The sequence below is a fragment of the Kitasatospora sp. NPDC086009 genome (assembly GCF_044540385.1).
Classification (GTDB): domain Bacteria; phylum Actinomycetota; class Actinomycetes; order Streptomycetales; family Streptomycetaceae; genus Kitasatospora.
The window spans coordinates 1-20,106 of sequence record NZ_JBITSA010000018.1; the positions used below are offsets into that span (position 1 = coordinate 1).

At 72.2% G+C, this 20,106-nt stretch carries 16 protein-coding genes; 9 read left to right on the top strand and 7 right to left on the bottom strand.

Annotation, left to right across the window (positions count from 1 at the left end; genetic code table 11):
- Positions 1 to 1,913: 1,913 nt before the first annotated feature.
- Positions 1,914 to 2,303, top strand: a complete 390-nt coding sequence (locus tag ACIF6L_RS31375; protein WP_396490855.1) for a barstar family protein — start codon at positions 1,914 to 1,916, stop codon at positions 2,301 to 2,303.
- A 1,561-nt stretch (positions 2,304 to 3,864) separates the two neighbouring features.
- Positions 3,865 to 4,806 carry a hypothetical protein gene (locus tag ACIF6L_RS31380; protein WP_396490856.1) on the top strand — a complete coding sequence of 314 codons (942 nt, stop codon included), beginning with the start codon at positions 3,865 to 3,867 and terminating at the stop codon, positions 4,804 to 4,806.
- Between the two features lie 70 nt (positions 4,807 to 4,876).
- On the opposite strand, the gene ACIF6L_RS31385 is transcribed toward ACIF6L_RS31380, so the two are convergent.
- Positions 4,877 to 5,368 carry an Imm21 family immunity protein gene (locus ACIF6L_RS31385; protein WP_396490857.1) on the bottom strand — a complete coding sequence of 164 codons (492 nt, stop codon included), beginning with the start codon at positions 5,366 to 5,368 and terminating at the stop codon, positions 4,877 to 4,879.
- Between the two features lie 750 nt (positions 5,369 to 6,118).
- On the opposite strand from ACIF6L_RS31385, the gene ACIF6L_RS31390 reads away from it, so the two are divergent.
- Positions 6,119 to 6,667 (top strand): helicase associated domain-containing protein, encoded by a 549-nt coding sequence (locus ACIF6L_RS31390; protein WP_396490858.1) that lies wholly within the window; start codon positions 6,119 to 6,121, stop codon positions 6,665 to 6,667.
- Positions 6,668 to 6,900: 233 nt separating this feature from the next.
- On the opposite strand, the gene ACIF6L_RS31395 is transcribed toward ACIF6L_RS31390, so the two are convergent.
- Positions 6,901 to 7,521: an RICIN domain-containing protein gene (locus ACIF6L_RS31395; protein ID WP_396490859.1), complete on the bottom strand. Its 621-nt coding sequence runs from the start codon at positions 7,519 to 7,521 to the stop codon at positions 6,901 to 6,903.
- A 663-nt stretch (positions 7,522 to 8,184) separates the two neighbouring features.
- On the opposite strand from ACIF6L_RS31395, the gene ACIF6L_RS31400 reads away from it, so the two are divergent.
- On the top strand, positions 8,185 to 8,583 hold the full coding sequence (locus ACIF6L_RS31400) for a hypothetical protein (protein WP_396490860.1): 399 nt from the start codon (positions 8,185 to 8,187) through the stop codon (positions 8,581 to 8,583).
- Positions 8,584 to 9,444: 861 nt separating this feature from the next.
- Here the strand turns inward: ACIF6L_RS31400 and ACIF6L_RS31405 are convergent.
- From ACIF6L_RS31405 to ACIF6L_RS31415, 3 genes are all read right to left on the bottom strand, one after another.
- The gene (locus ACIF6L_RS31405) at positions 9,445 to 9,771 is read right to left on the bottom strand and encodes a hypothetical protein (RefSeq protein WP_396490861.1); all 327 of its coding nucleotides are present in this window, start codon (positions 9,769 to 9,771) and stop codon (positions 9,445 to 9,447) included.
- A 1,340-nt stretch (positions 9,772 to 11,111) separates the two neighbouring features.
- The gene (locus ACIF6L_RS31410; RefSeq protein WP_396490862.1) at positions 11,112 to 11,411 is read right to left on the bottom strand and encodes a hypothetical protein; all 300 of its coding nucleotides are present in this window, start codon (positions 11,409 to 11,411) and stop codon (positions 11,112 to 11,114) included.
- A 257-nt stretch (positions 11,412 to 11,668) separates the two neighbouring features.
- Entirely contained in the window at positions 11,669 to 12,160 is a 492-nt protein-coding gene (locus tag ACIF6L_RS31415; protein WP_396490863.1) for an Imm21 family immunity protein, read from the bottom strand.
- A 577-nt stretch (positions 12,161 to 12,737) separates the two neighbouring features.
- Here ACIF6L_RS31415 and ACIF6L_RS31420 point away from each other — a divergent pair.
- Positions 12,738 to 13,619, top strand: coding sequence for a DUF4231 domain-containing protein (locus ACIF6L_RS31420; protein WP_396490864.1), 882 nt, complete (start codon positions 12,738 to 12,740; stop codon positions 13,617 to 13,619).
- Positions 13,620 to 13,979: 360 nt separating this feature from the next.
- Here the strand turns inward: ACIF6L_RS31420 and ACIF6L_RS31425 are convergent, their stop codons facing one another.
- On the bottom strand, positions 13,980 to 14,519 hold the full coding sequence (locus tag ACIF6L_RS31425; RefSeq protein ID WP_396490865.1) for a hypothetical protein: 540 nt from the start codon (positions 14,517 to 14,519) through the stop codon (positions 13,980 to 13,982).
- Positions 14,520 to 14,911: 392 nt separating this feature from the next.
- Between ACIF6L_RS31425 and ACIF6L_RS31430 the strand changes: the two genes are divergently transcribed.
- The 3 genes from ACIF6L_RS31430 to ACIF6L_RS31440 all read left to right on the top strand — a co-directional run bounded on the left by ACIF6L_RS31430 (position 14,912) and on the right by ACIF6L_RS31440 (position 17,501).
- On the top strand, positions 14,912 to 15,163 hold the full coding sequence (locus ACIF6L_RS31430; protein ID WP_396490866.1) for a hypothetical protein: 252 nt from the start codon (positions 14,912 to 14,914) through the stop codon (positions 15,161 to 15,163).
- Positions 15,164 to 15,168: 5 nt separating this feature from the next.
- Positions 15,169 to 16,212, top strand: a complete 1,044-nt coding sequence (locus tag ACIF6L_RS31435; RefSeq protein ID WP_396490867.1) for a hypothetical protein — start codon at positions 15,169 to 15,171, stop codon at positions 16,210 to 16,212.
- A gap of 101 nt (positions 16,213 to 16,313) precedes the next feature.
- Positions 16,314 to 17,501: a hypothetical protein gene (locus ACIF6L_RS31440; RefSeq protein ID WP_396490868.1), complete on the top strand. Its 1,188-nt coding sequence runs from the start codon at positions 16,314 to 16,316 to the stop codon at positions 17,499 to 17,501.
- Positions 17,502 to 17,720: 219 nt separating this feature from the next.
- Here the strand turns inward: ACIF6L_RS31440 and ACIF6L_RS31445 are convergent, their stop codons facing one another.
- Entirely contained in the window at positions 17,721 to 18,890 is a 1,170-nt protein-coding gene (locus tag ACIF6L_RS31445; RefSeq protein WP_396490869.1) for a hypothetical protein, read from the bottom strand.
- A gap of 670 nt (positions 18,891 to 19,560) precedes the next feature.
- Between ACIF6L_RS31445 and ACIF6L_RS31450 the strand changes: the two genes are divergently transcribed.
- A complete protein-coding gene (locus ACIF6L_RS31450; protein WP_396490870.1) occupies positions 19,561 to 20,103 on the top strand; it encodes an SLATT domain-containing protein in 543 nt (180 codons plus the stop codon).
- The last annotated feature ends 3 nt before the right edge of the window (positions 20,104 to 20,106 follow it).

Consider the following 20,106-nt stretch of genomic DNA (forward strand, 5'->3'; position numbering starts at 1 on the left):
CGGAAGCCTGCGGCTTAAGCAGCGCCTGGCGGCGCTGCAGCGGGCCTGACGGCCCGCCAGGGCCGGGGGGTGCCGGCTGCGCCGTCACCGTGCGTGGTTACTGGCCCGGGGCTGCGCCCCGGGGCCCCGGCTACGCCGGGCGGGGTGGGTGGGAGGCGGGGGCAATTCGCCTGCGGCGAATTGGCTTGCCCAGGGCGGCCCCTGGCGGGGCCTCAACTTGGTGGGTGATGGGCGTCAGGGCGGCACGGGCCTGCGGCCCGCCATGGGGCCCGTTCCGGCCTGCGGCTTTGGAGCGTTAACGATGTGGCGCGAATCGCCGGTAGAGGGGCCTCCCCTGGCGGGGTGTCCGAGCAGCGTTGACGATGTGGCGCGAATTGCCGGTAGGAGGGCCATCCCTGACGGGACGGCGGAATTCGGCGGGCCTTCCGTTCACGAAATCCCGCGAATTGTCGGTAGAGGGCCATCATCCCGATATCGACCCCGGGGGCGCAGCGCGGGACCGGGGTGCCCTCTACGGCCCTTGGGCGGGCGCTGGGCGGTCTGTCGGGCGGCCTGCGGCCTCCGGGGAAGAGGGCGGGGCGGGACGGCGCCCTGGCGGGCTCCACGGCGGGGCGGGAGCGGCAGCAGGAGGGGAGGCCCGGCAGCTGCGGCCGGGACGCGGCGGAGGGCAGCGGGCGAGGGCACCGGCTGGTGATGGCGGTGGCGGTGGCGGCGGGTGAAGGCCGGCACCGGCACCGGCCACGACGGCGGCGGGCACCAGGGCGCCGCCGAGCCACCCGCCGGGCACCACCCGCACCGGCGTCGGCCCGGCACACGGCGCGGGGGGCCTGACGGGGCGCAGCAGCGGCCACGGCGCCCGTTCCCGAGGGTGCGGCGGCGGCCACCACCGCAACGCGGCGACAGCAGCGGGCGGGTACGGGGCAGGCCTGCAGCAGAGCGCGGCGGGCACTCCCGGCCGGGCACCGAGCCCGCCCCCGGGTGTGCACCGCCGCCCCCTTCGCGGACCGCACCGGCGGCCCTCCGGCCTGCGGCAGGACGAACATGCAAGAGGTGTCGGCGACTCGGGGGGCCAGATGCAAGAGCTGTCAGGGACTTCACCCCCGGCCCCGGAAGGACAGCATAGGGAGCAGCACCACCCGGTCGGCGAGGCAGGAGCGAGCGCGGGCCGGGGCGCAGCGCCGCACCACCACCCCGCCCTCCAACAGCCACCTGTTCACGCGCGGGCGGCCTGCGGCCGCGGCGGGTGCCGGCCTGACGGCCGCACCGGTGGGCGGCCGGGGGCCTGGGCCTGACGGCCCGGCAGCGGTGTGGGTGCGGGGCCGGGCCTGCGGCACCGGCCGGGGTGGCAGGCCGGGCCAGTGGTGGTGGCCTGCGGCCCCCAGGCGGAGGCACGACGGGCACGGCGGGCGTGGCCGGGGCCGGGTGGTGCCGGCGCGGTGCTGGGCGGGCCGGGCGGCCTACGGCCCCCCAGGGAGCGACGGCCACCCCTGGTGGGTGTCACCCCGCCCCGGGGGACCTCCCCCCGGGGCGCGCCCAGCACCGCAAGCCGGAGCCGGAGCCGGCGCTCCGGGGAGCAGCGGCAAGCAGGACGCCCCCCTCCCCCAGGGGCCGGGAGCTACCAGGGGCGGAAGCACGGCAGTCGGACGGCCCGATGCCAGGAGCAGCCGCACACCGGGGCGGGCGGGAGCAGCGGGGCGGCCGGCGGGCGGAGCGGGGCCGCGGTCCGCCGCGGTCTGCAGGCGGCTCCGGCCGGGGCGCGGGGCGAATCCGGTGACCGGCCCAGCGGCGAGTCGGGGCTGGAGCAGCGGGACGGCGGGCGGACACCGACGGGGCGCTGACTACCGTGGGGCCCGGCGGCGGTCACCACCGCCGGGCATCCGGACAACGGCACCTCGACCCCGGTGGAGCACACCTTGGACATCTGGACCCCCGCACTACCGTGGATCAACACCGCCACCCGCCCCGGTGCCTCATGGCCCCTGCCTCCGCAAGGAACCACCCACGTCGCGTACCTGGACGCCGCCCGGATGCGCACCGGTCAGGGCGTCTTCGAAGAATTCTCCCGGGCACTCGCCCTGCCCGCCTACTTCGGATGGAACTGGAACGCCCTCTCGGAATGCCTCCGAGACCTGCACTGGATCCCCGCACAGCACTACCTGATCGTCATCGCCAAATCCGCGCAACTCCTCACCGACGAACCGGACGAACACCCCATACTTTTGAAAATCCTGGAACGAGCAGCCGCCAGCCACAGCAATGACATCGGCAAATCACCAACCGCCTTCAACATCCTCCTCGAATAACCAGAGACGGGAATCCTGGAAGGCAGGGTGGCGGAATCCTGGCGCGTTCCGGAGACCACCGGAGCGCGTCCGGCAGGCGGAATGACCAGTATCGGGACGGGTGACACCGGCCGCTGCCCTGCACCGCGAAATCCGGGACCACCGAGGGAACACCGCAGGCGGGCGCAGCACCGTCCGGTCCGGCAGCACGTGAGCGGAATTCACGAGCGGCACGGGCGGTGGAATTCACGGGGCCGGTTCCCGGAATCTGTACGACGCCGGACAGGGCAGGACAGTGGGCGGCCGCCGGGCAGGGCAGGACAGTGGGCGGCCGCGGGGCGGGGCGGCGGGGCGGGGCGCAGCCAGGCACCACCACCTCCTGGCCCTCCAGCGCGGGCAGCCCGCGGCCGCGAGGGGTGCCGGCCTGGCGGCCGGACCGGGGGCGGCCAGGGGCCGGACCGGGGGCGGCCCCGGGGCCGGCAGGGGGCTGGTGGCGGGCCGGGATCAGGGGGCGGTGATGTCCTGGCGGCAGGCGGGCAGGCGACGGGCGGGCGACGGGCGGGCAGGAACGGCCCCGGGGGACGGCGGCCAGGAACAGCAGCCCGCCACCAGCACGGCACGGCGCAGCAGCGAGCCGGTGGCGGCCGCGGGCGGATGGCCGACGGGCAACGGGGCACGAGGACGCAGGCCCAGCGGCGGGCCACCAGCAGCGCCAGAGCAGGCCGGACGGGCCGGACGGTGGGCAGCCGAAACCGGCATCGGCGGGCGGAACGAGGCAGGCGGCCGGGACGGGGACCACGGCCGGGGCCGGCTACTCCCGGCAGGCCCAGGCACCCGCCCCCGGGGCGGGTGGCGGCAGGACGACGACCAGGCACAGCCGCACCGGCCCGGGAACGGCGGCCGGGCGCAGCGAGCCGGGAGCGGCGGCCGGGGCGGCCCGGGGCCGGCGGCGGCCGGGGCGGCCCGGGGCCGGCGGCGGCCGGGGCGGCCCGAGGGCGGACCGGCGACCCGGGGCGGCCCGAGGGCGGACCGGCGACCCGGGGCGGGCGGAGGGCGGAGCAGGGCGGCGGCCAGACGGGGAGCAGCCGAGGCCGGCGGACCGGCGCGGCCGGTGCAACACAACGGCGCAACACGCCCGCCCGCCCCCGCCCACGGCCACATAAACCCTGGTCAGACCCGCAACACAGCCTCGCGGTGCACCCGCCACCAGAGCGCCGAACCCGGCCGCCCGGGGGCCGGCGGGCCGGGGGCGGCCCACCACCCCACCCGCGCCCTGGCCACCCCCGACGGCACCCCCGGGGCGGCCAGGGCAGCCGACCCTCTTCCGCACCGTCCAGGACGGTCTCCAGGGAGGCCTCCAGGGCGGCTGACGGCCACCCAGCCATAACGCAGCAGGAAACCCAGGGCGCGGCAGCGCCAGGGCACCCCGTCCAGCCCACTTCGGGATGCTGCGGGAGAGAGTGGCCCCTACGTTCGCACACGGGCGGTCCACCGTGGCATTGGGTCCCGGGGCCGATCAATGAGGACGTGGCCCGCACAGTAGCGCGGGCCGGTGAGGAGAGCTGGAATGAGCAGGAATCACGTGGGCCGCGCGGCGGCGGCGTTGGTGGTGGCACTGGCGGGGACGGTGATGCAGGCCGCTCCGGCGTCTGCGGCGTCGGGAACGCGGGTCTTCACCGCGGACGGGGTCTTCGCCGTCCCGCCGGGCGTCACCTCGATGGACGTTCAGGTGTGGGGAGCCGGCGGCTGGGGAGGCCCCGGCGCCCTGGGAGGTGACGGCGGGCCTAGCTCCTTCACCGCCAACGGTGGGGGAGGCGGCGGGAGCGGCGGTGGCGGGGGCGGCGGCGGCGGTTTCTATGTGAGCTGTCACCTGTCCGGGGTCATACCCGGGCAGGTGTACGCGGTCGCCATCGGCCTGGGTGGAAACCTTCTGGTGCCCCGCGGCGGGAACTCCGTCGTGTCCGCGCTCGATGGCAGCGGAGCCGAATCCGACGGTGGCAGCGCCGGCACGCGTGGGGCCAGGGGCACGGACGGCGCGCGGGCCGGGAGGTTCCAGGGCGGCGCTGGTGGTACGGGCGGCGCCCTGGGTGCGGGTGGCGCCGGCGGCGGCGGCGGCGGAGCGAACTGCCAGAACGGCGGAACCGTCACCGCCACGCGCAACGCCAACCAGGCCGGCGGCAACGGCACGGCCGGGACCACCGGGGCCAACGGCAGCAAGGGCGCCAACGCCGGCAGGGGCGGAGGCGCTGGCGGTACGGGCGGCGCTGGCGGTACGGGCGGGGACGGTTTCGACGGTTTCGGCAGTGGCGGCGGAGGCGGTGGCGGCGGCGGAGGAGGCGGCGGCGCTTCGTACGGCACCGGTGGAGCCGGTGGAGCCGGTGGAGCCGGAAGTGCCATGAGCGGCAAAAACGGCCAGCGTGGACTGAACGCGGGCTACACGTCCACAGGCCTCGGCCGAGACGGTGGTAACGGCGGGAACGGTGCCAACGGCCGAGTCGTCTTCACCTGGGCCACCACCGCCTAAGGCACCGGAGCACCATCCCCGCCGGCCCAGGCGCCGCACCCCAGGTGCACCGCCTAGGAACCGGCCGATATCAGCCGAGCGGGAGCAGGCGTTCCAGGTAGTACTCGGACTCGGGGTCGGGCTGGATAAGCAGCGACTGGAGCAGATAACGCCCGGCGGGGATCGTCACCCGGAGGAGCTCCGGCGGATCGGCGTGGTCGAGCCCGCGGATGTGCTCGCCGTCGTAGCCCGCATCGGTCAGCACGTACCGGCCGCCGAGCTCGACCGTGACCACGTCCTCCCAGGCGCCCCAGGCCAGCGCCGTATCAACGCCGAGGAGCAGCGAGCGGTCGTCGTCGGCGGACGACCAGCGGGCGAAGACCAGGGCGTACGCGATCCAGGTCACCGGCAGCGGCTCGCCGCCGAGGACCACCACGTCATGGCCCTCGAAGCGCAGGGCCGTCGCGTACTCGCCGCACGCGTCGTACGCCTCCTCCCCGGTCCACCGGGGCACCAAGTGCTCGGGGAGGAGGGCGTAGCGCGCGAAGTCAGTGCGGTCAAGCCACGTCAGCGGAGCGGTCATCCGGTCATGATGCCAATGCGGCCCGCTGCCGGACCGGAGCCGGGAACCGGGAACGGCGACCAAGGGGCCGGCCAGCCGGCGGGCCGGGCACGGCGGCGGGCCCGGTGACGATGACGGAAGCCGGGAACGGCGACCGGGGAGCCAGCGGGCGGGCCACCCGCACCGCCCCGGAGCGCCCGGAACCCGCCGCTCCCCCGCCCGGCTCCCCCGGCGAACCCACCCGCGAATTCACGACCCGCCGGAACAACCCCGGACAGCGGTAATCCCGGCGAATCGACAAGGCAAAGCCAGGACAGAAAACAGCGGCGTTTCGAGCGGAATTCCGACGAGCCGTCAACTCACCGGAACACCCCCGCCCCGGGACCGCCCGCCGAACCCCAACCCGCCCGGCAGCCGACCACCCACCGTCACCGAAACCAGCCCACCCCGGAGTGCCGCCAGACCGCCGAACAGGAGCCGACCAACAACCAGGATTGGTCTACCACAGAGCATTACGGGCGCGAGAAACGCCACCAGGTCACACACCGGGCCGAGCCGGAACCCGAACCGGAATCGAGCAGCGCCGCGCCAGGGCAGGGCGGCCCGTCACGAAACCCCCAGCCCCCCGAACGACAGACTGATGGTGCTCGGGTGCGGGTGGTCCACCCGTCCGGCCGGGCTGACCTGCTGACCGGTGCCTGGGCCGGGAGGGGTGGACTACCCGGCCGGGCGTTGCCGCTCGGGGCCGGGTGCGCTGGCGCCGGAGCGGCGGTGCGGGCGCTGGAGGAGATCGACCCGTTCTGGTGCCCGGTGTGGCCGGTCACCTGGCAGCGCACCTACGCGGTCGCCAGGTCGTGGTGGATGGAGTCTGATGGCCGGGTCGACTGGGCCGCGCTGCCGCAGGAGACGGTGTTCGAGGGGGAGCAGCTCGGCCGGTGGGTGCTCGCGCAGCGGGCCGGCTGGCCCGGCCTGGAGGCCGACCAGCGGGACCTGCTGTCGGCGATCGGCATCGCCGAGGACCAGGAGCTGGTCGCCGCGAAGGCCGCGGCCGAGGCGAAGCCGACCGTGTCCCGCGGCGACCGGTTCGCCCAGGGCCTGGCCGCGCTCGCCCAATTCGTCGAGCGGGAACGGCACCCCCGGGTGCCCCGCCCGCACAAGGAGCCGGTGAAGGCCGTGGAGGCCGGCCCCGGCGGAGAGGAGCAGGCGGTCGTGTCGCACTTCGCCCTGGGCACCTGGCTCAACACCCAGAAAGCCCGCCGGGCGAAGCTCACGCCCGGTCAGCTCGCGCAGCTCGCCGAACACGGCGTCGAGTGGGCGTAGCGGGCGGCGGTGGGATTCCCGGGACACTCACGTGATTCCCGTACACCGACGAGGTCGGCAGGTCAGGGCCGGTCGGGCCTCCCTCGTAGACGGAGGCCCGACCGGGAACACCGGCTCGACGCGCCTCAGCGGACGAACCAGACGATTCCCGCCGGACTCACGAGATGCGCCGGTCAGGGGCCATTCAAGCCCCGGCGCAGCGGCAGGAACTCACACTGGGGACCGAGGGCGGATCAGCCGACCGGGTTGAGGGTCCACCGCTGGTTCGCCGAACCCCCCGAGGACCACTGGACCACCGGAGCCGTGTCGCTCGGGTCGCCGCCGGCGACATCGAGGACGAGGCCGCTGTTGAAGTTGATGACGGCCATCGTGGCGCCGTCGACGTTGACCTTCCCCCAGCGCTGGTTGGCACCGCCGTTGCAGGTCCACTGGACGACCGCGGTCCCCTGGGCGGTGCTCCAGCCCGGCACCTCCAGGCACTTGCCGCTGTACACGTTGACGACGAAGCCGTCACTGACCCGCCACTGCTGGGCGGTGTCACCGCACCAGGCCGACTGACGCACCGGCGCGCCGTCATCGGTACGGAAGTCCGCCGCCCCCAGGCACTTGCCGGTCGCCGCGTTCTGGAACGCCACGGTGGAGTCGGCCGACAGCGGGACGTAGGACATCCCCGAGGCCGAGGCCGAAGCGGGCGCGGCGGCCAGCAGCCCGGCCCCCAGCCCGAGGGCGACCGCGGCGGCGGCGGAGCCCAGGCGGCGCGTGGCGGTGAAGTGGTCGTTCATGGTTCCCCCCATGGGTTTCTGCAGATTGGTTCGGACGAGACACCCCGGACTTCCCGACCGTCTCAACCTCATAGACGTACGGAGCCCCCGGAGGTTGCAGGTACCTCAGAACTATTTCTGAAGTCATGTCAGAACACCGGGCACGTCCCCGTGTCCGCACCGCCCGATCGCCGCGGCGGGGCCCGCGCCCCACCTCTGTCGGCTCCGTTGAGGAAGGTGGAGAAGCCCGGCGGGCGACGGCGGGGGCGGCAGGCAGGCAGGTCTACAGCGGTCGCGGCTTCGAGGCCAGCGGCGGCAGGGACATGGCGGAGGGCGGCTTTGCGGACATCGGCGGGGGTGCGGACGTGGCGGCGCGGTGATGGCGTCGAGGGGTGCTCGGCGGGCCGTGGGGCGGTCGGTTGGGGTCCGGGACGGCGGCTGGTCCGCCCAGGGCGATTGCTGGCGGCTTTGAGGGCACTGGCGGCGATCATCATTATGGCCAGGCCGTCGCCGCCCAGAGGCGGTCCCGCCGCACGGTCCGGCCGCTGCCTGGTGAAGGCCAGGGGACTGGTCGTTCTCGCGGTCGTGTGGATGGCCGGGGCCCGGACCAGCCGGGGAGATCTGGGCCGGGGCTTGCCGACTTGCCCATGGCGTGTTCCCGTTCGTCGATTCACCCGCACCCGGGCCGCGGCTTGGCCGATGATGTGACATGCCCAGAGGCTGGGTGAGTGCTCCGGGCAGGGGAACAGGGCGCGCATGGAGATGATCAGCGGCACCGGGCTCGGCTGTCGGCCCTGGCCGGAGTTCCTGGACCGTCGCCCCGCGCTGATCGTCCCGGCGGCCCCCGACCGTGTCCTTCGGGGGGAGGACGGCTGGGTGGGCCGGCATGCGGGCCGGGCGCTCGCCGGGCCCGAGCCGTCCTGGTCAGCGGTGCTCACCCACTGCCACCTGTCCGTTCACCGTCCCGGCGGACTGCTCTGGTTCGACGGCGAGATCGCTGCGGCCCGCGAATGGCGTCGAGCTGTCCGCGGCCAGCGGTCGCTACTGCTGATCACCGGCCCGTTCGCCAGCGTTTTCGAGTTCCCGGCCTCCGCTACGGCCGGCCGGCTGTTCCTCCTGACCATCCCGGCCCGACTGGAAGGCGACCTTCTCTGAGTCCCCGACCTGCGCAGCAGGCGCGGCGGACCGGACCTGCCGGGCTCGTTCCCGCAGGTCATCGCACAACGACGGAGCGCCTCGAGGTCGGCTCGCTCGGAGAAGGAGCGCAGCGACCGACTGCGGCCGCTTCTCACGAACGCGCGGCATCGGAGCAGGCGAGGCGCCCCACAAGGGGGCTCGTGAGGCGCCTCCAGGGATCAGTCCGACCCCCGGTGATGGCCGACCAGCCTGGTGATCAGCTCCCAAGCGGCCCGCGCTCCGAGAGCAATCCCGAACCGCTCCACCACCTGCCGAAACCACCCGGCCCGCGCGGTCTCCCGCCCCTCAGCCTTCACAACGCACCACCTCTCTCCGGACAACAGGACCGGCCGGCCCCGTGCCGGACGGCCCCATGTGCCCCCAGCGGAGCAATCGAGGTGACGCTCCATCAGCTTAGACCGCCCGCCGCCGCCCGCCCCAAGGCCCCCCGGCAGCGAGCGGAAGCGGGCGGCCTGCGGCCGCGAAGGGGGGACGGCCTGACGGCCGCACCCGGGAATGGCCAGGGGCCGGGGCCGGCGGGCCGGCAAGGGGGCCGGCGGGCCCGGGTACCCGCGACACCGAACCGGGTCGCGGCAGGCCGGGAGCGGGGGCGGCGACGTCCTGGCGGCAGACAGGCAGACGGCGGGCGGGAGCGGGCCCCGGGGACGGCGGCCAGGAGCAGCAGCCCGACACCGGACACGGCGCAGCAGCGGGCCGGGGCGGATGGCCAGCGGGCCGTGATCCGTGACAGCGAAGCTGGGACGGTTGTCACCGAAGTTGGGACAACGTCATTCTGTGACAACGAAGTTGGGAAACGCCCTGGTCAACGTGCTCGTAGCGCTAAAGCACTGCGACGCATGAGCTCAAATCGGCGGCCAGGAAGACCAAGCGCGAGTCTCCGGCGATATCTACTCGCCCCAAGGCGACCGGGGCGTCACCCGCACGCCGAAGGTCGGGCAGTCCCCGTTCGAAGTCCTTGTAGGTGACGACGCCGTCCTCCGCCATGCACTGGGCCCGCCATGCCCAGATGTCGAGAAGCTGACTGGCCGGCACCGTCGATTCGGCCCACACCCGGAACGAAGCTCCAGCGCGCAGGGCCACGGCAGCATGGCTGGCGGCATCAGTCTCATGCCGTTCGAGGGCACCAATCAGGTCTTCGCGATCCACGACGTGCAGTATGACGCTCTGCGAGCGCCAGCGGCCTGCCCCGTCCTTCCCGACTTCGCTGTCACAAACTGCGCTGCTTCCTGGATTCGCTGACACAATCAGCCGTTGTCCCGACTTCGATGACAACCGTCCCGGCTTCGCTGTCACAGGTCAAGCCGGACGGCACCAGGGGCAGCGGGGAGCAGCCGGGGACGGCCGCCCGGCCCGGCGCAGCGGGGAGACCGGGGACGGCCGCCCGGCGCACGATGGCCGGGGCCCTGTCACGGGGGCTGTCGCGGCCCACCCACACCGTCCCAGGCCAGGCCAGGCCAGGCCGGGGCGGGGCAGGGCAGGGCAGGGTAGGGCAGGGTAGGGTAGGGCGGACGCCGACTCCACCGGCGCAGCGGCACCCGGCCCCGCCCCGGCGGGCTTCGACGGGCCCGCCCCTGCCTGGCCGAGAAACCGGGGCGCGAGAGCCGGGGGCGGCCGGCCGGGAGCCGGAGGCCAGCGGCGGGCCGGGGGCGGCCGGCCGGGCGCCGGAGGCCAGCGGCGGGCCGGGCGCCGGAGGCGGGCGACGGCCGGGCGCCGGAGGCGGGCGACGGCCGGGCGCCGGGCCAGCGGGCCGGGCAGGGAGCAGCCGAGCCCCGGCGGACCGCCACGGTCGACGCGACACAGCGGCGCAACACGCCCGCCCGCCCCCGCCCACGGCCACATAAACCCTGGTCAGACCCGCAACACAGCCCCGCGTCACACCCACAACACCGCGTTGCACCCGCCACCAGGCCACCGAACACCACCACCGGCAGAAGGCCGGGGCGGACCAGCCGACGCAACCGCAACAGGCACAGCCGCAGCAGGCCCCGGCAGGGGGGCCGACCACCGGCGAGCGGCGACCAGGACGGCAAGGCACAGCGGGCCGGGCGGGCCGGGACGGCCTGCGTGAGGGCCGCTGCCGGTGCCCGGCGAGGGCCGTCAGGCCTCCGCCGCTGGGTGATTGCCGCGCAATCACCCAGCCATCAGCTCCGACCGCCGACGAGCCGGACACAGCAACCGGACCCGCAAGCGACGACCAGACACAGCGGCACCGGGCCGGCAGCGGCTCATGCAGGACGTCCCTGATCGCCCCGTCGACCGCCCGGGTCGAGGTGGTCAGCATGTGCTCGCCGTCGAACACCAGCTCACCACCCACAGCGCGGACCAGGACCACCAGCAGCTCCTACGCGTGCCCTACAAGTCGTCGCCCCGTACCCGCCAGGCGACCCCGGCAGCGGCGGCCAGGCAGCGGCGGCCAGGCGCAGCAAACCGGCGCCGGGCCGGCAGCCGGGGCCCGGCAGCGGCCGCCAGGCACGGCAGGACCGCCGCTACTCCTCACCGCCCCCGCCCCCGGGAGCGTCGGCTTCTGCTTCCCTCGCCCGACGCTCCCGGGCGCTCGCCTCCTGCTGGCGGCGCTGCTCCTCCTCCCACTGCCCACGACGTCGGTATTCCTCCGCCTCTCGGCGGGCCTGTTCCTCCTCCTGGCGGCGGCGGTTGTTCTCCGACGCCTGCTGCTCGACGCGGGCCTGTTCCTCCTGCTGGCGGCGATGGTCCTGTGCCGCCTGCTGCCAGTTGAATCCCGAGCCCGAATCGCCGCCGTGCCCGTGGCCGTGCCTATGGCTTGTCATGAGGCCCCCCGATCCATGAGTCGTCGACCACACCTGTGGTAGCGCCCCTCCAGAGTCGGTACTCGGCAACGCCCTGTCCAGAGGCAGGACCGGCACGAACAACGGGCCCGCGAGGCCTGACGGCCGGTCATCGCCAGCAGCCGGGACGGCCCGGCGCCGACGATGGGCGGGCTGGCCCCGGCGGCGGCCGCCAGGCACAGCAGGACCGCCGCTGCCGCCATCCCTGCTCGCGGTATCGGGTGGCGGCTGGCGGCTGATCAGTCGAGCGGGAGCAGGCGTTCCAGGTAGTACTCGGACTCGGGGTCGGGCTGGATAAGCAGCGACTGGAGCAGATAGCGGCCGGCGGGGACCGTGACCCGGAGGAGCTCCGGCGGATCGGCGTGGTCGAGCCCGCGGATGTGCTCGCCGTCGTAGCCGGCATCGGTCAGCACGTATCGGCCGCCGAGCTCGACCGTGACCACGTCCTCCCAGGCGCCGCAGGCCAGCGCCGTATCGACGCCGGGGAGCAGCGAGCGGTCGTCGTCGGCGGACGACCAGCGGGCGAAGACCAGGGCGTACGCGATCCAGGTGACCGGCAGCGGCTCGCCGCCGAGGATCACCACGTCGTGGCCCTCGAAGCGCAGGGCCGTCGCGTACTCGCCGCACGCGTCGTAGGCCTCCTCCCCGGTCCACCGGCACACCAGGTGCTCGGGAAGGAGGGCGTAACGCGCGAAGTCGGTGCGGTCGAGCCAGGTCAGCGCAGCGGTCACCCGGCCATGATGCCAACGCGGCGTCACACCCGGACCGCACCGTTCCCCCAGCAAACTCCCGCACGAAATCCACGACCGCCGAAACGCCCCCGACCCGGGGAAATACCGGCCGAATCGACAAGGAAAACCAGGACAGAAACCGGCGGCGATTCCGGTGGCATTCCCGACAGGCCGTCAATTCACCGGAACACCCCACAACGGCCCCGCACCCCGAACCGCGCCCGACTTCCCGGCCGGCCCGGCAGCCGACCACCCAACGTTACCGAAACCAGCCCACCCCGGAGTCCCGCCAGACCCCCCGACAACACCCGACCACCCACCCGAATTGGTCTAACGACAGCGATAACGGCGCGATCAACGCCGTGAGGTCACACACCAGGCCGAGCCCGAACCGGAACCGGGAAGCCCCCGCCGGGGCCGGGCCGCGCCAGGGCAGGCCGGGACAGGCCAGGGCCGCGCCGGTATCCCTGCTCGCTTCCTCCAACGCCCGGCGAAGCTGTGGCCGGCCGTGAAAGGGTTGGCCTGGCGTAGCCACAATTACACGCTGAAGGCTCACAGGCCGCCGGGGGGACAGGACATGGCCCGAAGTCTGGACGACGACGCATCATGGCGGTTACGCGCCGCCGAGCGGGAGGTCGAGGCCCGGGAGCAGCAAACGCTTGCCGAGGCCCGGCGGCTGGTCAGACGGTGGGAGAGCATGGCGGCCCGGCACAGACGTCTGCGCCGAGTGCGGTTGATCGCCGCTCTGCTGGCGGCCGTACCGGTGCTAGCCGGCGCCGGGTGGACGCTGCTGGTGTGGGGTCCAGTCGACCGGTACGCCCGCGTGGACATCGCCTGCGGGATCGCGGTCCTGCCCCTGCTCGTCACCGCCGTGGCGGCCGCCTCGCGTCTGCACCCGCTACCCAGCGCGCAGACGATCGAAGAGAGCCTAGAGAAGGAACGCGACGCTCTGCGGTTTCTCGGCGCCTTCTCCTATCCCTCGCTCGCGCACCGGAGAAGCTTCTACCGCGAGGATGTCGCCGACATCGTCGCGCAGTACTTGGCCGACAGCCTCAAATACCGCCGAACTCACAACTACCTCCAGGTGCTGATCATGGTCGGCTCCACCGCCACCACCACCATCGCCGCGATCGACTCCGGGCAGAAGCCGTCCTGGCAGAGCCTGACGCTCACCGGCCTGGGCTTTGCCATCACCCTCGCGGCGGCGTTCACCGGCTACTACAAGTACCGCGAGCGCAGCTACTTCCTCCAGCAGACCGCGGACGCCATCGAGGAGGAGTCCAACGCGGTCGCCCTGGGCATCGGCCCGTACGCGGAGTTCGGCGTCGGCCAAGAGGAGCAGGCGTTGGCCAGGTTCACCCAACGTGTCGAGGAGCTGCGCAACGAACAACGCCGCCGCCAGCAGCAACTCGACCAGCCCGCAGAGCAGGCCGGGCCCGCCGGCCAACCGCAGGCCTGAACCGCCCCATCGCCCGGGGGTGGACGGGACGAGAGCAACAGGGGGACCCTTCCGCACATCACTACCTACGCAAAACGGCAGCTGACAGCGGAGGAGAACCAGCGCGCCAAGGCGACGGGCCGGACGGGGCGGCGGGCCGGACGGGCAGGCAGCCGGGACGGCGGGCGGCGGCAGCAGCGGGTGGCCCGACGGGCAGCCGGCGGGTGGCGGACCACCCGGGACCGCGGACCGGGGGGGTGGACGTGAAGGGCGGGTGCTCGGGGAGGCCGGGACAGGCAATCGGCCGGGTGGACTGCCCGAGCGGCAGCACCTGACCGGGTAGCCCACCCCGGCACCCCGCACCAGGTCAGCAGCGGCCCGTCACCAGGGGGCACGGTGGCCATCCCCGCCGCGCGCAAGCTGTCGGGGCGTTGCCCACCGGCTCTCCCGCTCCAATCGCCGTATCGTGCGCCGTACGCGGCCCATGCGGGGCAACCCGCTCTGCCGGTACAGACTCTGCTCCAGAAGGTCCCGCAGCCACCAAGTACCGTCCGCGTCGCGGAAGAGCACCGCTGTCGGCGCGCTCCACTCTCCCGGTCGGGGGACGTGAACGTGATCGGCAACCCCAGGCGGCAGCACGTTAGCGATCCGGTGACTCTCACCCATGGTCCCGGTCTCGCTGACGAACGAGATCAGGAAGACGTTGTAGACGGGGCGCATGCCGTCGTTGGTGACCTGGGCCATCCACCGGCTGGTTGCTCCACAGCAATCTCCGCGCGCCTCACGGCACACCACCGCGTCAGCTTCGGTGCGGCGGTCCTTGTTCTGCGCCCGCCGCAGGGTAACGGCGGTAGCCCACAACGCTCCGGTGGTGGCCACACTGCTGATCCACGTGGGTGCAGTACCCCAGTCCATGCTCACACCCGGAAGCCTGACGCGGCTGGGTCTCCCCCGTGAGCATCTTGAGCGGATATTGAGCTTCCCCCCGAAACAGGTGGCGAGGCGAGTTGAAGGAACTCCAGCGGCCGACCGTGAGCACCCTGGCAAGTGGGGCGGATCTGATTCTTTGGTTAGGTGTTCGTGCTGTTCACTGCGGTCCTTGCCGGTTCGGTGCGCGCTTCCATCGGTCTGACGTACGTAGGCAATCGTGAATCAACCCGGGGCAAGCAGGTGGCGTCCGGGGGTGCCCGCGCGCCATGGTTGATCCAGGCCGCAGAAGGTGCCCGCATCTCGCCGAGTCCGCTTCGGTGAAAGCGCCCTGGCGGTCATTCAAGTTCGTCCCACCCTCGCTTTCCGACAGGAGTTCCTCACCCATGTCCAAGTCCAGCCCCGCCCGACTGTCCTGCGTCGGTCTAGAGGATCGCCTCCGCAATCTCCCGGTCGGCGCCCGACGCCGCCTGGTGGTCATCGTCCTCCTGTTCACCGCGGCCTGGGCCGTCGCGCTCGGCGTGGAGATCACCACCGTGGTCGAGGTCGTCGCACTGCCGCCGGCCGCGGTGAAGCTTGCGGACCTGGCCGTCGGCGCCGGAACCGCCCGGCGACGCAGCCGCCTGCAGGGGCGGTGAGGGCCGTGGGACGCCCCGAGAAGCCGATCCCGGACGCCGCGAGCAAGGAGCTCCGCGCACTCGCCCAGCACCTACGAAAGCTGCGGGCCACCGCAGGGCTCGAATTCCGCGCGATGGCCGCGCACCCGGACAGTGGCCGGTACTCCGCAATCACCTTCCAGCGCGCGGCATCCGGTGAGCGGATCCGGCGGAAGGGGGCCGACGGCAAGCAGATCGTGGCGGGTGAGCAGATCCCGTCCGAGAAGGTCGTTGAGGCGTTCACGCGGGTCTGCGGCGGCGACGTGGAGAAGGCACTGAAGCTGCGCATGGAGGCTGCCCGAGCCGATGCCTGGCGCAGCGTCCGGCGCGCCTACGACAGGGCGCTGCGGGAAGGCCGGGATGCCGGCGATCCGCCGCCGAGGCGCATCTCCCCCAGCGAGGTCGTCCGCCTCCGTGACCTGCGCACCGCCATGCGGTACATCCACCTCCAGGCCGGGGGCCCCTCCAGTCGCGAACTCGAGCGCGCGGACCCGACCGGCCACATCCGCCACACCACCCTCGACCGCGTCCTCGACCACCGCGCCAAGCCCCGCCTGCCCACCCCGGAACTCTTCGAGGCCTTCCTGGTCGGCTGCAACGTGGCCGAGCGCCACAGGAAGGCCTGGAAGGACGCCTACCAGCGTCTCGTCGACGCCGACGAACGGCTCAGCGCCCGTGCCGATGCCCGTGAGGCCCGTTCCACCTCCGACCCCGACTGGCACACCTGGGGCCTGGACGCCCAGGAACGCCAGGAACGCACGGAGGAGATCAAGCAGAGAATTGGGCACCTGGTCGACCGGGATTGGTACGACGAGCAGCTGGAGCAGGAGCGCGACAAAGAGTTCAACGAGCAGGTCGCCCATATCGACAGCCTCACCGCCGAGGATCTCGATCAGCTCCAGCGCGAGGCCAACGCCGACCTCCGGCAGGTGCACAGACAAATGCTTGCCGACATGGCGAAGCGGGTCCGCCCCGCCGACCGGGCACAGCCCCTCCGGGCCGTTCCCAAGCCGCGGCGCAGTAGGCCGTGAACCGGACCGTGCAGGGTCCGTTCACCAACGGAAAATAGTCGGCCTCCAGCACGGTCAGCTGGGACGATCATCGGAAAGCAAGTTCAGCCCAGGAGGCCACGATGAAGCTGCCCAGCCAGTCGAGAAGCCTGCACGCCAGTCAGCCGTCGGTCTACCTGGACCTGTGGGTATGGATCCGCCTCGCGAAAGCTGCGACCGGCAGAGCCCGGGAGGCGATCGACAACCAGGTCCTCTTCGCAGTGCGCGAGGCCAGCAGGGCTGGCGTCCTGTTTCCCCTTTCCTCCACGCACTACATGGAGATGGCGAGAATCACTGATCCGCGCCAGCGGGCCGACGTGGCTCAGGTCATGGTGTCCATCTCCCGCTGCCGAACCCTGCGATCCAGCCGTGACCTGCTGCGCCACCAGTTTCTGTGCGCCATGCACGAGACCTTCGGACGACCCGCCTTCCGCCCCGCCCCACCCGAGCCCCTGGGCGTCGGAGTTTCCTGGGCCTTCAGCGGCCAGCGCATGAGCATGCAGGTTCACGATCGCTCCGGACGCCGCGTCGACTCCTCGGAGATCCCCGGCCGCCCCGACCTCATACGCAAGATCAACCAGTTCACCGAGTTCATGGTGCTCGCCGGGCCGAAGGATGAAGACATCGAGGAGCTGCGCCAGCACGGGTATCAGCCCGAGAAGATCGAGGAAGCCACCCAGAGCCGGATCGCCTGGGAAGAAATCCTCAACGGCCTCCTAGCCGATGATCCGATCAGCAGGAGCGAGTTGCGCGTTCGTATCCAGGCACGCGAGGTCTACCACGAGCACCGGGCCCTCCTGTCGGAACTACTCGACGAGTACCGCATCGACATGCTCCGCATGTTCGGATTCGATCCTGAACGTCCCAAGTCGGCCCGGCCTGCGATGATTGCCTTCACCGACCGCATCCCCTCGGTACGGCTGGCCGTGGACCTGAAACTCGAACTGGTCCGCGCCGCCAGGGTCTGGTCCGTCAACTCCCTCCACGACATCGATGCACTGAGCATGGCCGTCCCTTACTGCCACGTCGTCATGCCCGATGGGGAAATGGCCGACCTGATGGCCAGATCGAAGGCTGACCAGCGAAACGGCACTATGGTGCTACGTCGGCTGGCTCAACTACCCGACGTCTTGACCGAACTCACCAAGACGGTCAGGCACGACATCCCGGACTGGGACCTGGCGAGGCCCGGCGAGCCGTTCTGCACGGACATGGCCGATCTGATCCCCATGGAACGCAACCAAGCCGCGACACTGCCTACTGAGCCGTAAGGAAGCAGAGTTGACCCGACGGGTGGCGGTCAGAGGCGAGCGCGGCGTACCCCCGGCCCCAGGACTGCCGGGCTCGGAGCCCACCGGCCATCGCGAGCCGATGCTTCCGGCCGGCGCCGAGCGTTGGAACCTTCCCCGCGCCCCACGCTGCGCAGTACCCACCGGCGCTCCCGGCAGCCATCGCGCCGCGCCGCGGCCTTCGGAGAACCTGGCTTGTCCTCAACCGGCTTCGGTGGCCGCTGAAGCCTTGTAGCCGTCGAGCTCGGCGAGCAGCGCGTCAACGGCTTGTATCGACGCATGGGGAGAGGTGGCAGCGGCTCGGACAAGCCGGTCCATCAGCTTCAGCACAGTGGTGTCGTCCATGGTGGAAAGCCAGGCACCGATCACCTGAGGCGGAGTAGGCGCCGCATAGGGGGTGAGGAGGTCAACAAGGCCGGATCGGGCACTCGCTACTGCGAGCCTACGCTTGGCCCGGCGTGCGGCGGACAGGGTCCCCGCCCGGCGGAGTTCCTGGCGCAGGTCCTCGTGACCGACCGTGATGTCCAAGTGCGGTGGGAGCGGGGTGACGTTGCGAGAGCCGGTGAGGAGGATGGGAAGAGCTGTGGTGCGCACCCAGTCCTCCAGATCCCCCAGCTCCAGCGCTGCGATGTGCCATTCAGCGGTATGGGGGCGTTGCAGGGCGACGGACGGTGTGATGGAGATTCCGATGCGGACACCCTTCGGGGCGCTGGCCAGAATGTCCCCCGGCCGGAGAGGAAGGCCGTCGCCGGGCTGGGGGTTCAGCTTGAGCGGCAGCGCGACCGTGACCTCAGGGTGGGGGTAGTCAGGATGGACTGCGCCGAGGCGGGTCGCCGCGACAGCGGGGGTCCGGTGCTTGGCGAGGTTGGTGTACTCGGTCAGGAGCCGGAGCGGGTGACTGTCCGCGTCACCATCCTGAAAGGGCTGCAGCATCCGAATGCGCTGGGCGAGCAGCGCACTGCTCTGCAGCGACGGTAGGTGCTTGCGCCGGCCGTCGCTGAGCCAGACGTCGAATTTCGCAGCATCGGTGAAAGCCGGCATCTCGATGCCCCGCGCCTCCCGATCCGTCAGAGGGCGCGGGGTCTGATGTTCAATTTCGGCGTACAGGGTGTGTTCCAAAGCCGCGCGCAGTTGGGTGAGCGCATCGGCGACGAGCCGGGGGATCGCCTCGGGAAGAGGAACGATCGCGGTCACAGTGACGTGCTCCCGGTCTCCGTCGACCACGTTGTCGAGGACGAGCGTGCCTCGTTCGGTGTAGTCATGGATGAGCCGCACAACCCGCTCGATGGTCTGATCCACGTGAGCCAACGTCGCCACGACGTGGAGCTGGTGGTCCGGAAGCCAGGAGTGGTCAGCAACATGGACGCTCATGTCCTCACCCTAGTGAGGTTGCTCTCCACGGTGTACCGCTCGACAGGACGGCCCGAAACGGATCTCGTGGCCGCGACGGCGTTCACCGTGGTCCGGGCAGGCGGGACCTGGCATGCACACAGGGCGACGAACGCGGTGCCGGTGCGCTCAAGCCAGTCAGACACCTGGCGCAGCGTGCCGGGGACGAGGTGGCGAGCGAGGTCGCGGACGGGCCTGTGGTCGGGGGGGCTGCGGGCCGTGTCCCACGCCGGCCTCGGGCGTACGCCGTCGCGGCGTGGAACACGGGGGCAGGTCACGCGGCGATGGCCAGGTCCGACAGCCACCCCCGCCGTCGCAGCCCCGGGCTCTTCGAACGCACCGGTCGGTGCAAAAGCTGCGGGCACAGCCGGTGGAAGCGGGTGCCATCGCCTGGGCGCAGACCGCCGAGCTCCTCCAGGAACTCCCGGCGCAGCGCCACCGCCGGCCTTCGCCATCCTCGACGAGGACTCCGGGCAAGGAGTGCTGGACCCACTTCAAGGCCGGCAGCCGGCGGAGAACCCCCGAGCAGGCCAGGCCTCGGGGCGCGGGAGGCGGCGAGACGCTGGGACAGCCAGGCAGATCTCAGACTGACCGCGATGCGTGGTGGGCAAATGCGGTGCTTGGTGTCGGTTGCCACCACTACCTTGTCCCCATGGCAGAACCTAACGGCTCATCCGAGGCCAGGCGTCGGAAGGCAATCGAGGACGAGCTGAAGCGGCTCGAAGAGAGCGCCATGTACAGCGCTCAGATGCAGTTCGAGCTCACCAAGCACTGGCGGGGCGTAAACCTCAGCCTAGGCCTGCCTGCGGCCCTCTTGGCCGCCCTCTCAGGTACAGCGGCACTCGTCTCGACTGCAGGCCGCATCCCCGCCGGCATCTTGGCTCTCGCCTCAGCAGGGCTCGGTGCCATCCTCACCACCGTCAACGCCTCCCACCGTATGAACCAGGCCGCAGCAGCCGCGAACGCCTACTTGGAGATCCAGACCGCCGCCCGGCAGGCCCGGGAGGTCGATCTCCCCGACTGGCCGCTGGACGACGCCCGTAACGCTCTCGCCGAACTTACCGCTCGACGAGACGAACAGAACAAGACCGCAGAGCCGCCCAACAAGAGAGCCTACAAGCGGGCCCAGGCCAACCTCGACGCCGGCGGACAGACCTACGCCGTCGACGCCATCACCCCACCAGCAGAGCGGTAGAAC

What these genes read in the sequence shown, in the direction of transcription:
- ACIF6L_RS31440 (WP_396490868.1), top strand. Translation starts at nt 16,314, where the DNA reads ATGAAGCTGCCCAGCCAGTCGAGAAGCCTGCACGCCAGTCAGCCGTCG.
- ACIF6L_RS31410 (WP_396490862.1), bottom strand. Translation starts at nt 11,411, where the DNA reads ATGACAAGCCATAGGCACGGCCACGGGCACGGCGGCGATTCGGGCTCG.
- ACIF6L_RS31430 (WP_396490866.1), top strand. Translation starts at nt 14,912, where the DNA reads ATGTCCAAGTCCAGCCCCGCCCGACTGTCCTGCGTCGGTCTAGAGGAT.
- ACIF6L_RS31445 (WP_396490869.1), bottom strand. Translation starts at nt 18,890, where the DNA reads ATGAGCGTCCATGTTGCTGACCACTCCTGGCTTCCGGACCACCAGCTC.
- ACIF6L_RS31400 (WP_396490860.1), top strand. Translation starts at nt 8,185, where the DNA reads ATGGAGATGATCAGCGGCACCGGGCTCGGCTGTCGGCCCTGGCCGGAG.
- ACIF6L_RS31395 (WP_396490859.1), bottom strand. Translation starts at nt 7,521, where the DNA reads ATGAGGTTGAGACGGTCGGGAAGTCCGGGGTGTCTCGTCCGAACCAAT.
- ACIF6L_RS31420 (WP_396490864.1), top strand. Translation starts at nt 12,738, where the DNA reads ATGGCCCGAAGTCTGGACGACGACGCATCATGGCGGTTACGCGCCGCC.
- ACIF6L_RS31385 (WP_396490857.1), bottom strand. Translation starts at nt 5,368, where the DNA reads ATGACCGCTCCGCTGACGTGGCTTGACCGCACTGACTTCGCGCGCTAC.
- ACIF6L_RS31450 (WP_396490870.1), top strand. Translation starts at nt 19,561, where the DNA reads ATGGCAGAACCTAACGGCTCATCCGAGGCCAGGCGTCGGAAGGCAATC.